This window comes from Moraxella sp. 179-F 1C4 NHS (genome assembly GCF_045370505.1).
Lineage (GTDB): Bacteria > Pseudomonadota > Gammaproteobacteria > Pseudomonadales > Moraxellaceae > Faucicola > Faucicola tetraodonis.
Map to the genome: position 1 here is coordinate 1 of NZ_JBIQEC010000025.1, position 13,919 is coordinate 13,919.

Below are 13,919 nucleotides of genomic sequence, written 5' to 3' on the forward strand. Positions count from 1 at the left end.
ACTATTGTTCATTAATCCCGTCAGGCTATGCTGCCTGACTCAAGCAAACCTGTCTCCGATAAAACCAGGACGGTTCATAGGGCCATTACCTGTGGCACGTACTTCTTCGGTGTATTGTGATTTAATGCTACTGTTTAAGCTGTCAATTAAACCATTTAATTGTGCTTGGCTAACCCCTTTACCGTCCTTTTGCGCAGCTAGAATGTCAGATAGCTGTTTTTGTTGGTCAGGGGTCAAATTGTCCGGGTTGGCTTTGGCAAAGTCGGCAAGTAGCTTTAGGGCGTCTTGTTTTGCCGCAGCATTATTGTCAGCGCTGCCTGTCTGATTAGAGGCAGACTGGGTGCTTTGTTTAAGGGTGTTTAGGGCAGTCACTGCTTGATTCAATGCATCCACTTGTACTTTAGGCTCACCAGTCAGTGCAATGGGGTTAGTATTGATTTGAGCATTTAAAATAGGTAGATTAAAGCTAGATATTACCTCATCCGCTGGCTGATAGGTGCCTTTATAATCTAATTCTTTACAATGTTTACTACCAAATAAACCACAAGCATCAATCCAGCGCCAATAGTACTTACCATTTTCAACACGTTTGACTTCATAACCCAAATTCGAGGTCATGTCATTTTGAACCATGTCACCAAGTTGTTGGTACCCTGCGCCAGCATTAATTTGGCTTTTTTGATTGGTTAAATCGTCACCATGAATGATTAAGTTCTTCCCAGCCACTAAGCGAGCGGGGTCTGAAGCCACAACCATGTCTTTTAGCATCACTTTATCAAAGTGAAACTCATTGTAATCTTCACCAATTTTCTGCCCCGTGGCTTTAACATACATGTCTTCGCCATCATCATCCCAGTCGACTTCATCTTTGGTGTATTTTTGCGAGCTAGTGTTAGCAGCGTATTCAACAATTTTGTTTTCTCTGGCTGTTTCCGTGCGACTAACCTGCCAATCAGCATTTTCATTGCGTAACACACTGGCAGTGATAGTCATATGACCATCCGATTCAATGATCGCACCCCGATTGTTCACGCTATCAGCTTTACCCGTTGCCATATAATTGGCATCTAAATCACCGCCGATGTTCAAATCGCCATTACTGATAATTTGTGCCTGACCATTAAAATCGCTATTAAATTTATTCGTACGATCTGGGTTGGGGTTGTTGTTTAACTGTTTAACCCCGATATCAAGCTGCTGACGTGCCGCAATCACAGGGGCAGGGGTGCCATTACCCTCGGGAGTATTATTGAGCGTATCGGCTTTAATCGCCACATGATCGCCATAAATACGACCATAACTTAAGTTATTTAGCGTATTGCCGGCGGTCAAATAGGTATTAATACCATTGATTAACCCACGATTTTTTAGATCGTTGGTCGCTGTGATAATTAAGTTTCCACTCTCAGGATCAGTCCCAGCACTGATAAGACTGGCATCTTTTTGGTTATCAATGTTTTGTGCAGTGACTGCTAAGCGCTTGGCTGCCGCAAGCTTACCTTGGTTAATAAACTCCCCTTGGGTGGTGAGCGTTAAATTATCGGCTTCAAGCTTATCGGTGGTCCCATGGGTGAAGCTATCGGTGAGTGCCAGATTTAAGGTCGGCGCACGTAACTGACCGTCAGTGTTCAACAGGCTTTTAGCCGTGACATCCGCCTGTGTATAACCGTTAATGCTACCTGCACGGTTATACACATTGGCACTACCATTGACCTGGACACGATTTGATTCAATACGGCCGTTAGCATTATTAAGCGTTTGGCTAACATTTAATGTGGCGGCATTACCCGCGACCACTTGACCGTTGCTATTGTCGATCACTGCCGCAGTTAACGTGGCATCACCACCGGCAACCAACCCTTGCGATAAGATGGCGTCTGGGCCTTGTTTGGTATCGCTGTTGCTAATAGTGCCGGCATCCACCGTTAAATCTTGATTGGCCAGCACCAAGCCATGATTGCTGTTATCAACTACAGCTGCGGTCACACTGGTGGTATGGCCCAATAACTGACCGGTTTGATTGGTTAAGTTAGCATTGCCGGCATTGATTGTTAACGCTTGTTTGGCCGCGATTTCCCCTGCATTATTATTGACGCTACTACCGGTGCTAGTGAGCGTCATTGTGTCGGCGTTGATACGACCGTTATCGTTATTGACATCCCCAGCGTGAATGACAGCAGTGCCATTGGCTAACATACCCAGGGGTTTAGTAGCATCGCTCGATTTGGTGTATTGATTATCCAGTAACCCTTGGGTGGTGATGGTTAAACTGCCATCGGTCGCACTTTGGCTAATGAAGCCGGCATTGTTGTTTAAGGTTTGCGCTGTTAGTGCTACGTTACTACCCGCTAAAATCCCGCTATGATTATCGATTGCGCCAGAGCTGGTCACATTCAACGCATCATTGCTGGCAATTTGACCTTGGTTGGCGACATTTCCCTGAGCAATGGTAATCGCTTTCGCCGCTTGAATGCTGCCTGACGCGGTATTGGTTAGACTGCCACCTGCTATAGTGACCGCATCATTGACACTGGCAATGCTGCCTGAGTTAGTGGTACTACCTGCGTTAATCGCCATTCCTTGATTGGCGACAATTAATGCTTTGTCATTGGTCATCTGGTCAGCATTCACCGTTAACGCACTGGCAGCTGATAGCATGGCGCCATTGCTATTGGTAATGGTGCCGCCGTTTACCGTCAGATCGTTGGCGCTTTGAATCACCGAGTCGCTGCCTTGCGAGTTGACACTACCCGTTACCGTTAAATCGCCTTGACTGGTTAAAATTTTACCGCCTTGGTTATTAAGCGTTTGGTTAGTTAACTGCCCGGCAGTAATCGTTGCCTGCGCTGCTTGTATGACCCCAGCATCATTGGTGACGGTGCCTGCGCTGGTTAAAGTTAACCCCCTATTGGTGATCAATTGACCGCGGGTGTTATTGACAGTGGCACCACTGATACGCATGTCACCGCTGCCAGTGTGAATCAGTGCGCCGTCTTGGTTATTGACAATACCTGTGGCGGTTACATTAAGGTTGCTGGCATTGCCACCCAATTGACCGCCTTGGTTATTAAAATTACCCGTGTGAATGGTGAAATCGGCGCTGCCGGTTTGATTGATAGTGCCGCCTTGGTTCGACAGATTACCGGCGTTAATGGCAAAGCGATCCGCTTGCATCACTGGCTTGTGCGTCGCATCTAACGAGTCATGTATCAAGCTTGCAGGGGTGGTAAGAGCGATTTGTCCGGCTGCTTGGGTTTGCGCGCCGCTTAGAGTGATATCACCCGTTTTAGCAGTGAGTGCGATAGTTTGCGCTTGGTTTTGACTGCCGGTGTAGTTAAGCGCAGCACCGCTAACCGTTAAATCACCGGTGGCCATGTTCAACCCGGCATTGCTTTGCGCATCACGGCTAGTGATGGTTAAATGGGCAGGTAGGGTGCTTAATTTGCCATCAGGGATAAGGCCGGCGATCAATTGACCGGTAGCCGTTTGAGTAAGGCTACCCGTATCCAAGGTTAGCTGGTTACCAGCTGCCATCATGGCAGTGTTGGTTAAATTACCTTGGTTGGTGATAGCGGCATTGCCGCCCGCGTAGACACTACCGGTATTACTAAAGCGTTGACTGGTGGTGGTTAACTGATCACGACTGCTGATTTGCCCGGTGTTAGTGATGTCAGCTGCCGTCACCGCTAAGCTGCCATTACTGGCATAAACCGCCGCTTTGTTGGTGTTCGCCAACGTCCCTGTTAAATCTAGACGGCTGTCAGCTGTTGATGCGGCACTTAAGGCAGCGACCACCCCATTATCATTGTTTAAGTTGTTCGCGGTAATATCAAAGCGTTTGCCTTGAATACCGCCGCGTTGTTGGTTGTCACTATTATTAATATCCCCGGCAATCTGCCAGGTTTGCTCGCCCAGGCTTAATACACTGCCTTGCTGGCTATTATTCACGCGGCTTGCGGTCAATAAAAGATTGCCACTGCCTGCATGCTCAATACGACCGGTTTGGTTGTTTAAATCAGCAGTATTGATGGTCAAGTTTTGGCTATTGGTGGCAATGACACCGTCTTGGTTATTGAGTCCGCCAGGTAAGTTTAGGCTTAAATCATGGGTGCCTGCTTGGGTAATATTGCCATGTCGGTTATCTAACGCGTTGGCAGTGAGGTTAAGCGTGTTAGCCGCCAATTTACCGTTTTGGTTATTTAACCTGCCTTTGGCATTTAACGTCATGGTCTCGGTGGCGGTAAGCTTGGCGCCTTGGGTGGATAAATCACCGTCCGAGCTTAAGCTAATTTCCCCCGCTTGGGTGGTGCTACCGGCTAAATCGGTGGGGTTGCCGGTTAGGCTGAATTTGCCGGTAGCAAGGTGCGTGCCACGGCTGGTTAGGGCGCCTATTGTATTGACGATCAGATCTGCTTTGTCGGTCGATAAGGTGCCATCGGCGTTTAAGCCAGCGGCTAGCACACCAGTGCTAGTGTTGTTCAGGCTGCTAGCGGTTATAGTCGTCGCACCACCACTACCAATAATGCCGCTATTATCAATGGCGCCGCTGGTCAAGCGATTGCCCGTGCCGCCATACAGCTGACCGCTGTTGGTAAGATTTTGGCTTTGCGTGGTAAGCCCACCGGTCGCGGTAATGGCGCCGCGATCATTGTTTAACCCCGCGGCGGTGATATTGGCATCGCCTTGGGCACTGATATTACCTTGCGTGTTGATGAGGTCGCCTTGGCTGGTTAGCGTTAAATTGCCTTTGGCATCGACTGTCCCGCGGCTGTTATCTAGACTTGCAGCACGGATATCGGTCACTTTGCCTTGAATCACACCGTCGCTATTATTTATTGTCCCAGTACTGTCAATACGGGCATCGCCTAAAGTTGCTAACACGCCTTGGGCATTATTAATCGGCGATTGGCTGGTTAGGTTAATGCCCTGCTTACTAACAATTTGCCCTTGTGCGTTGTTAAACTGGTTAAGTTGCCAGTTTAAGGTATCGAGCTGAATGCGGCTGTTTTGGTTATCAACGCGGTTGGCCGCTTGTAGACCATTGACTGCGATACTGGATTTACCCGTATTGGTTAAGGTTTGGGTGGTGACATTAATACCGCCATTGGCAGTAATAATGGCATTGCTGCCTTGGTTGTCAATCTGTTTAGCCGTGATTTGTCCATTAGCCGTCACCGGTTCAAGCACTGGCACGGATGTGTCCGGGGTAGGGTTAGTGCTGTTGTTACTATTGGCAACTTGCTGACTACCCGTCGCCGCGGTGCTAGGGGCGTTGGCTAAGCTTGGGGTAGTGGCAGTCGGCTGATCAGCATACAAGGCTTGACCCATCACCGCTTGGTGTTGGTTGGTAAGTCCATTCGTGGTAACAGCAAGGTTGCCGCTGCCGGTTTGTTCAATCCGCCCTTGGTTGCTAAGGCTGTCAGTCGTTAGATTCACTTGTCCGGCACTTAGGGTACCAGTGTTGGTGGTGGTGGTATTGCGGATAGAACCTTGGGTGCGTGCGCTAATCAGTCCACTGTTGGTCAGGCTGCTACTATCAAGCTGCACGCCTTGTTGGCTACTGGCGATGGTGCCGCTGTTGGTGATGGCATTGCCATTGACGTTTACTGTTGCACTGTCTTTGGCACCCATAAAGCCGGTGTTGGTGAGGTTACCTTGGGCATCCAAACTTAAGCTATTGCTGGCACTGATATCCCCAGCATTGGTTACCCCTAAGCCTTTATCGGTACCAATCAGGCGGATTTTACCGGCGTACATACCGCCAAGGCTTGAAACATCTAAGGCAACGCCGGTGGCTTGGTTAGTTGCGGGTGGGTCTTTATGGGTAATTTGGGTGTTACTGGCATCGCTGTCATAGCTAACTTGGTTGCTGCCTGAGATCACATCCAAGTTTTTAGCATACACCTTTGCGTTAATCTCATTGGTTTGAGCAATCAATTGCGTATAGTCACTGGTGCTGGTATCCATGCCTTTACCATCAATACGAATTTTGCCGCCATTCACATCAAATCCAGTGAGTCTGCCATCCGTCATTTGTGCTTGACCGGTGGTCAGGGTGGTGCGAGAGGCATTGATAAAGCCGCAGCCCGAACAGGTAATACCCGCGGGGTTAGCAATCACTAGCTCGGCTTTGCCCCCGGCAATTTCGGTATAACCGGCCAATTGACTGGGGCTGGTTGAATTGACCTGACCCAAAATAACTTTGGCTTCCCCTTTACCAAGCCACGGGTTACCTTCCACCCACCCAGCCGTTTGGGTCTGGGTGTTTTTTCGGCTGTTGTTTAAGATAACGCCGTCACTACCCACATCAAACTGACTAAAGCTGTTTTTAGAGATGCCCGCTGCTGAGGGGGTTTGGATGTTAACTTGGGTTATGCCACTGGCGGTTGTTAAAATGGTGGCTTGTTCGTTTTTAGCGGCCGTAGCATCGGCAATCACTTGGGTTTGTACGTCGGCATGGGCCCATTGTGCCGTGCCTAAACTGACTAAAACAGCTGCGGTAAGCGTCAGCCATTTACCATAGCAGTAGCCAACCATACCCCATGCTTGACTGTCAGCTGTGCTGTGGCTGTTGTCATGACCACCTTGGCTGCCAGCTTTGCCTTGCGCCACAGTTTTTTCTGAAACCACGACTAGACGACCTAGGTTTTTATTAAAGATCACACGATACAGGCGGCTATTCATAGCGTTTTCCTTATTGGGTTACCTCTACGCTGTTTTTTTAGGAAGATGGGAGGTCAATGCGTGCAGCGAGTAGGGGTAAGGTAATATGTTGGTAAAAAACATCAAGCCCTGCCGTCCCTAATACAGTCAAGACAGGGTTAAAGAGATTAAAATTCAAAGTTTAAGCTAAAGCCTGAGACCCAATGTTTGTCACCAAAGCCATCGGGCTGTTTGAGTGGGTAACCGGTGAACACATCATAGCTTGCGTGCAGTGGGGCGATTTGACCTTTGATACCCACTGCAGCGCCAACTAGACTGTGGCCAAGCAGTAAATCGTTTTGGTCTTTGTTTTTCATGGACACATACCCAGCATCAACACCGGCGTAGATGGCATGCGGTTGGTTGGCTAAATATAAGCTCACATCTTGACGGGCTAAAACGCCGTGATCACCGGCTAAGGTGCGTTCGCCATCAAAGCCGCGCACGCTGTAACGACCGCCAATGGCCATACGCTCACTGGGCACTAATGCATCCATCGCATATTGGCCTTTTACGCTGCCACTATACACCCATTGCTGTGGTTTGTTAGCCATGGTTAAGCGAAACGGCCGGGTTAAACTGCTGCTAAGTTTGTAAATACCGGTACGGGCGGTACCTTCGTTAAATAAACGCTCAGGCGGGTCAATGGCATCTAAAGCACCGGTACCACGTTGATAGGTTAGCTCAGTTCTCAGCGAAACGTCGCCCAGTTTGCGTTCATCAGTCAGTCCTGCGGTCCAACCGGCGATTTTTCGGCGCTGTACGTCCACTTCAGTGTCGTCAATATAATTGTTTTGTGATTTCACAAAGCCGCCGGCGTTAAGCCAGGTTTTACTGTTGGCATCACGGTGGGCTAAATAGTGACTGCCCACTGTCAGGTTGTCGCTTTCACCACGGTACTGGTAGTCTTGGTTAGCACCAGCCACCGTTTGATTATAGGTGTAATGACTGGCATTGGCATCCAATAACCAGCGATCAATCGGTAGCACATAACCAAGTGCATAGTTTTCGCTACCTTTGTCACCCGTTACTTGATCATTAATTTGGTTGCCCAGGTCGCGGCCATAGCTGACATACAGTAGATCATTTAAATTGGCGACATTGTCGAGACTTAGCGTGACATTGCCTTGGTATTTACCGGTGGCTTTAGAGCCTGAATCGTCAATACCGATGCCTAGCCGCGCTTTACGGCGCTGCGCGTATTTGATTAACACATCACTGTGCCCCGGGGCTTGCGAAGTACTGCTTGGACTGATAGAAAAATCAGCGTCAGCGGTTGGCACCCGCTTTAGGTTTTCAAGACCGGTCTCAAGGTCACGGATGTTTAAGATATCACCAGACTTTAACGGCAGCGCAGGGGTGAAATTGGCGGGTAACCCAGTTTGATCGATATAGACTGGGATACGACTTTGACGGGTATCGGCTTTAATTTGATCGATATAACCTGGAATAATGGTTAACAGTAAGGTGCCACTTTGCAAGTTCTGGTTACCAATGACCACGCGGGTGGTGGCATAGCCGCGTTCAATGATGCGATTTTGTACTTGGGTAACCACGCTGGTAATTTCATTAATCCCTAAGCATTTGCCCAGTACGCTGCTATTGCCTTGGGTCACTGGCAATAGCGCAAAGTCGAAGTTGTGTAGATCTTGAGAGGCTTTATGATCAAGGGCAGTCAAGGCGATTTGGTTAATGGTAAAGCAAGGGGCATTAGGGTCAACCGTGGCAGAGACGTTAGTTGGCGCCACGGCTTTGGTGTCAATGGTTACTGTGGGGTTTGGAATCAATGCCTGATTGCGCGCGGCGTCGCGCTGTTGTTGTAGCTGTATTTGGTTATCAGCAATTTGTTGGGGGGTGAGTGCCATCGCTTGAGATTGGGCCAAGATAGGTAAGATTAGCCATAGGCTGATAGGATACATCTTTATTGTTTTGGGTAAACGAGGCAATGATTGAACAGCACGCTTGGGGAAACTAACTGTATAAATTAACGACATCTTAAGGCAAATCCATTCTACAAACAGGTGTTTAGTCGCAAATTTACGCTTGTCTTGTTGAATTGTAAATAACTGATCAAGAAATAGTTAACAAATTAACACTAATAAACATTTAGCAATAAACTGAAACATTATGCTTTGAATGGTCTTGATTATACTGCTGAAGTTTGATGCGATGCAGTCAGTTAAGTTTTTCATTAAAAACACTTGTTATTAATGAAAAACTAATAGCCACCTATGCGGTGGCTTTTTTGATATTTTTGGCTCACGAAAAATATATAAAATCAGAATCTCAAGACTTCGATGTAATGCTAATTTAAACTACCTGTACCAAGGTGAACAGAAAAAAAGACGAGGCAGACTCAAACAATATGACGGTAAAATCGACTTTGCCCAGTTAAAACCCACCCATGCCATTTGTGTCTGCAAACAAGCCCAAAGCGTAATATTAACAGTACCAAGGGCGATGCACGCTTAAGCCCCGAAGGGGTAAAAATCGCAGCACTACCCCAAAGTAGCACAAAAATGGCAGTCACTGCATTAGCAAGTAACGCATTTTTTCCATTTTCCGTGATTGTCATAGGTGCTTATCTCTAAATATTAAATTGACTGTGTTTTAAACGTGCGCAACACCATCGGCAACAAAGCCGATGTCATCACCGCCCCAATCACCAAGGCACTGCCAATCGCTTTTAGCAATGTGAGTTGTTCGCCCAGTAACAGCATGGCAAAGAAAATCCCAAAAATAGGCTCGAGGGGAATCAAAATCCCTGTGGTATTGGCAGGGGTAGCGGTCACCCCTTTATTCCACAAGCGATAGGCAAGCCAACTGCTAAATACACCTAGATAAATTAACGCCAAAATCGCTTTCACATTGGCTTCATTCAAACTCGTGACTTGTAAAAACCGCCAATCATGGTTAAACCCCAAGGTAAACGGCACGCACCATATCGCCCCTAATACCAAGGTCACGGCGGTGTAATTTTTGGCATCAATCTGAGCAATCACATCTTTGCCATACAAAGTCGATAACGCAAAAGCCAGTCCTGCACTTAATAGCAAAAGGCTGCCCCATAGACTGCTTGATTGTGACTGCGTTTCACCGACCACGGTCAAGACAATCCCGACAAAGGTAACCAGACATAGCACCCAATCGATAATTTTGGTTTTTTGATGAAATAAAAAATGATTGAGTAGCAAAAAAATCATTGGCTCGATCGCAACCAAGGTCACGGCATTAGACGCTGATGTATATTTTAGCCCAACAAACTGCAACAACAGCACAATCGGAAAACTCACTAATGCGAGTATCCACACTGATTTTTTTAGATGCGGCGGAATGCTTCGGTAGGCTTTGATAAAAAACGGTGACATCATGGCAGCGGCAATCAGTAAGCGTAACTGCACCGTCATCACAGGGTCAAACAGGGTATAGGCGTACTTTGCCGCCACAAATGAGCTTGCCCAAATAATCAACGCCATCACCAAATACCACATCGAATTTTTCCCAATTCACCGCTACAATAAAGGGGGTGATTATACAAAAATTACCGATAAAAATGGGTAAAGCAGGCAATTTAATCAAGCATTTTGAGTATAATGCTTGTTATTGTTTAAAATTAAAACCGCTGAGATGTCAGCGGTTTTATCGCATTTGGCCTTCAATACTATACTGTATTATTTATTTCATTCAAAACCTCTCAATTAAATATACATTGAACTTCAATTATCAATTCGACAGTCAAATAGTGATTCTAGAAAAGTAATTATTACTTTCAACGTTAGTTGACACTGATGATGCTATATCTAAAAAAGATACAAAAATTGAAAAGAATAATTTTATAAAAATGATATTTTGTCCCAAAATTTATTTAGTTTGTCCCAAATATGTAGTATAATGAGCTTAGAGAGGTTAAGATTATGAAGAAAGCTGATGTACTAGACTTGATTAAATATCATTACGAAAAAAAAGAGGCTGAATTTCGTAATCAGACACTTGCGATTGCTCGTGATTTTGATAAGGCAGGAGATTTTCAGCTTACACAGTATATTATGGGATTAATTTCTCAATCAGACACATTTGTCCCCCAAACCGAGGATTACGGTGAAAATTTGGTGCCAGTAAGACTTGATGTCACTCCGTTGCCATTACCAAATACAATTATGAACGATTTAAAAGGTATCATTAATGCCATAAATCATAATCTTGGAATCAATAAATTTTTATTTATCGGCTCACCAGGTACAGGCAAAACGGAAAGTGCAAAACAAATTGCTAGACTGCTTGAAAGAGAATTGTTAATGGTAGATTTCAATCACTTGGTAGATAGCAAGTTGGGGCAAACTGCTAAAAATATCACTCAGTTATTTCATGAAATTAATAACTTACCATTTTTAAAAAATTACGTAATTTTGTTTGATGAAATTGATACGATTGCCTTAGATCGCATCAATCAAAATGACATCCGTGAAATGGGGCGTGTAACCTCTACTTTCTTAAAAGCGTTAGACAATCTAAGTTCTGAAGCAGTTATTATTGCAACTACGAATTTATATGAAAATTTAGATAAGGCCTTAGTGAGACGCTTTGATGCGACGATAGATTTTGATAGGTATTCAGATGACGACAAGATCGAAGTAGCCGAGGTTATTCTTAATCATTTTCTTAAAAACTTCAAATCTGCAGCAAGAGATATGAGGCTTTTTAAAAAAATTATCAAAAGTGCGAAAAGTATTCCTAATCCTGGCGATCTGAAAAATATTATTAGGACATCATTAGCTTTTAGTGATGCAAAAGAACCGTTTGATTATTTAAAACGATTCTTAAAAAGTATGCAAAACGGAAAAATGCCCAGTATTGAGAAATTGCATGAATTAGGATTTACAGTACGTGAAATAGAAATACTTACTGGCATATCAAAAAGCAGTGTCTCAAGAGAGTTAAATGAGGCAAACAATGAATAATATTTTAACTTTAAAAGGCAATAAATTCATCCAAGCTAATCGCCAAAATCCTACAATGGCTATCACATTACCGACAGGAGCAATAGTTAATCTTCCAAAACTAAGGGATATTCATCAATCCCTAATTAAAGTCAGAGATTTTTGGCAAGGTAATAAAATTATTGATGGTATTTTGATTGCAGTTTATTACAATCGTATTGTTGCCAAGAGTAATCGTATCAAGGGCTATTTAAATGGTGGAAAGAACTTATCACCATTAGATACGGTTGTTGGTGCTAAATTCAACCCTGAAAAAGATAGACACATAATCACACATTATATTTCAAGGGAAGTGCTTGATAAAACAATCAACGTATCAGAAGAAGTTATTAAATTATTCGAAAACTCATTTGAAGATGGCATTCTGGATAAAAAAATTTTTGATAATAAGGAGATAATGGATAATCTTCCTTATGGAAAATTTAATTTATCGAAGTCTGTTTTTAAACAACACTTGAGAGATGCCTACTTTGTTGAAAATTTTGGTATCGAAAAAGCAGAAAAGGAAAACCTTAGAAATTCCATCGTCACTTTTTATGATGTAAAGGACGACATTCAAAGTATATTAAATAAAATAGATATTGATATTTCTACTGCAAGAATTTTAGATCAAACCACGGTTTTGCTTGATGAAAAAAAAGTAGATACAGTTTTTTCTAAAGTACCTTATCTAGTGTCCATGGCTGTGAAAGATTTCTCTTCTTTATCACCAGATGATTTTCATATCGGTACAAATGTAATTGAAAGGCTTATTCCTCTTCCTAATAATGAGCCAATTATAGGGGTAATTGACACATTATTTGATAACCGTGTTTATTTTGGTGAGTGGGTAGATTATTACGAAATGATTTCTGAGGATATTCGTAAAAATTCAGATGATTATCGACATGGAACAGCCGTAACCTCGTTGATCGTAGACGCACCTGGCTTAAACGCAAATCTTGATGATGGCTGCGGTAGATTTCAAGTGCGACATTTTGGTGTTGCACTTCATACAGGTTTCAGTTCATTTAATATTATCAAACAAATAAAAGAAATTGTTTCAAATAATCCTGACATCAAGGTATGGAATTTATCTCTAGGCTCGAATGATGAAGTTAAAGATAATTTTATTTCAGCTGAAGCTGCAGTTCTAGATCAAATACAGTATGAATATGATGTCATTTTTGTGGTGGCTGGTACAAATGCCCATATGGTAAATAACAAAAGAAAAAAAATTGGTTCGCCTGCAGATTCCTTAAATTCGATTATAGTTAATTCAGTTGATTTCGAAGGCAAGCCAACAGAGTATTCTAGGAAAGGAATAGTGTTGTCATTTTTTATAAAGCCAGATGTTGCCTATTATGGTGGAGGTAATAAACAATATATTAATGTCTGTGAACCATTAGGCTTGGCTAGAGTAACTGGAACAAGTTACGCTGCACCTTTAATTGCAAGAAAATTAGCTTACTTAATCCATATTATGGGGCTACGTCGGGAAGAAGCTAAAGCATTATTGATAGATTCTGCAATCGGATGGAATAATGAAAAAACATTTGAAAAACGAGTTCTAATTGGAAATGGTATCGTTCCAATCAGAATAGAAGATATTTTATCAACACCTGATGATGAAATTAAGTTTATAGTATCCGATGTTTCTGAAAAATATAACTCTTATAACTATAATTTTCCTGTACCCATTTCTGATGGAAAACACCCCTATGTAGCAAAAGCCACTATGTGCTATTTTACTAAATGCTCACGTAATCAAGGCGTAGATTATACCAATTCAGAGATTAATATAGTTTTTGGTCGATTAAAAATTAATAAAAAAGGGGAAGGGGAAATTAAACCCATCAACAATGACCTTCAACATTCAGATGATGATCCAGGATATATTGAAGAAATTTCTGCACGAAATTTTTTCAGAAAATGGGATAACGTTAAAAATATATGTGAATCTTTCACACCTCTCAAAAAAGCTAAACAGATTTTTATTAAAGATAATCCATTATGGGGTATGAAGATAACACGTATTGAACGTTTAGGATTAAAAGACCGACAAGAAGTGCGATTTGGTGTAGTTATTACTCTAAAAGAGATTAATGGAGTTAATAGAATTGATGATTTTATTAAAAATGCATCATTAAGAGGTTGGCTTGTTAGTCAATTAGAAATTGATACGCAAGTTGATATCTATAATAGATTGAATGAAGAAATTGAGTTTGACTAATTTTTAGC

Annotated in this window: 5 protein-coding genes and 1 pseudogene; 2 read left to right on the plus strand and 4 right to left on the minus strand. The window is 43.4% G+C overall.

Going from position 1 to position 13,919, the window contains the following annotated elements:
• Nucleotides 1-39: 39 nt before the first annotated feature.
• From ACH0AB_RS10025 to ACH0AB_RS10040, 4 genes and pseudogenes are all read right to left on the minus strand, one after another.
• Nucleotides 40-6,684 carry a two-partner secretion domain-containing protein gene (locus ACH0AB_RS10025; RefSeq protein ID WP_406878079.1) on the minus strand — a complete coding sequence of 2,215 codons (6,645 nt, stop codon included), beginning with the start codon at nucleotides 6,682-6,684 and terminating at the stop codon, nucleotides 40-42.
• Between the two features lie 146 nt (nucleotides 6,685-6,830).
• Nucleotides 6,831-8,621, minus strand: coding sequence for a ShlB/FhaC/HecB family hemolysin secretion/activation protein (locus tag ACH0AB_RS10030; protein ID WP_406878080.1), 1,791 nt, complete (start codon nucleotides 8,619-8,621; stop codon nucleotides 6,831-6,833).
• 512 nt (nucleotides 8,622-9,133) lie between these two features.
• Nucleotides 9,134-9,277, minus strand: a pseudogene (locus tag ACH0AB_RS10035) (hypothetical protein); the annotation flags it as partial.
• A 19-nt stretch (nucleotides 9,278-9,296) separates the two neighbouring features.
• Complete coding sequence (locus tag ACH0AB_RS10040) at nucleotides 9,297-10,193, minus strand: DMT family transporter (protein WP_406878081.1); 897 nt, start codon at nucleotides 10,191-10,193, stop codon at nucleotides 9,297-9,299.
• A 423-nt stretch (nucleotides 10,194-10,616) separates the two neighbouring features.
• Here ACH0AB_RS10040 and ACH0AB_RS10045 point away from each other — a divergent pair, with 423 nt between their 5' ends.
• Nucleotides 10,617-11,660, plus strand: coding sequence for an AAA family ATPase (locus ACH0AB_RS10045; RefSeq protein ID WP_406878082.1), 1,044 nt, complete (start codon nucleotides 10,617-10,619; stop codon nucleotides 11,658-11,660).
• Nucleotides 11,653-13,911: a S8 family peptidase gene (locus ACH0AB_RS10050; protein ID WP_406878083.1), complete on the plus strand. Its 2,259-nt coding sequence runs from the start codon at nucleotides 11,653-11,655 to the stop codon at nucleotides 13,909-13,911. Before ACH0AB_RS10045 ends, ACH0AB_RS10050 begins: the two co-directional genes overlap by 8 nt.
• Nucleotides 13,912-13,919 lie beyond the last annotated feature (8 nt).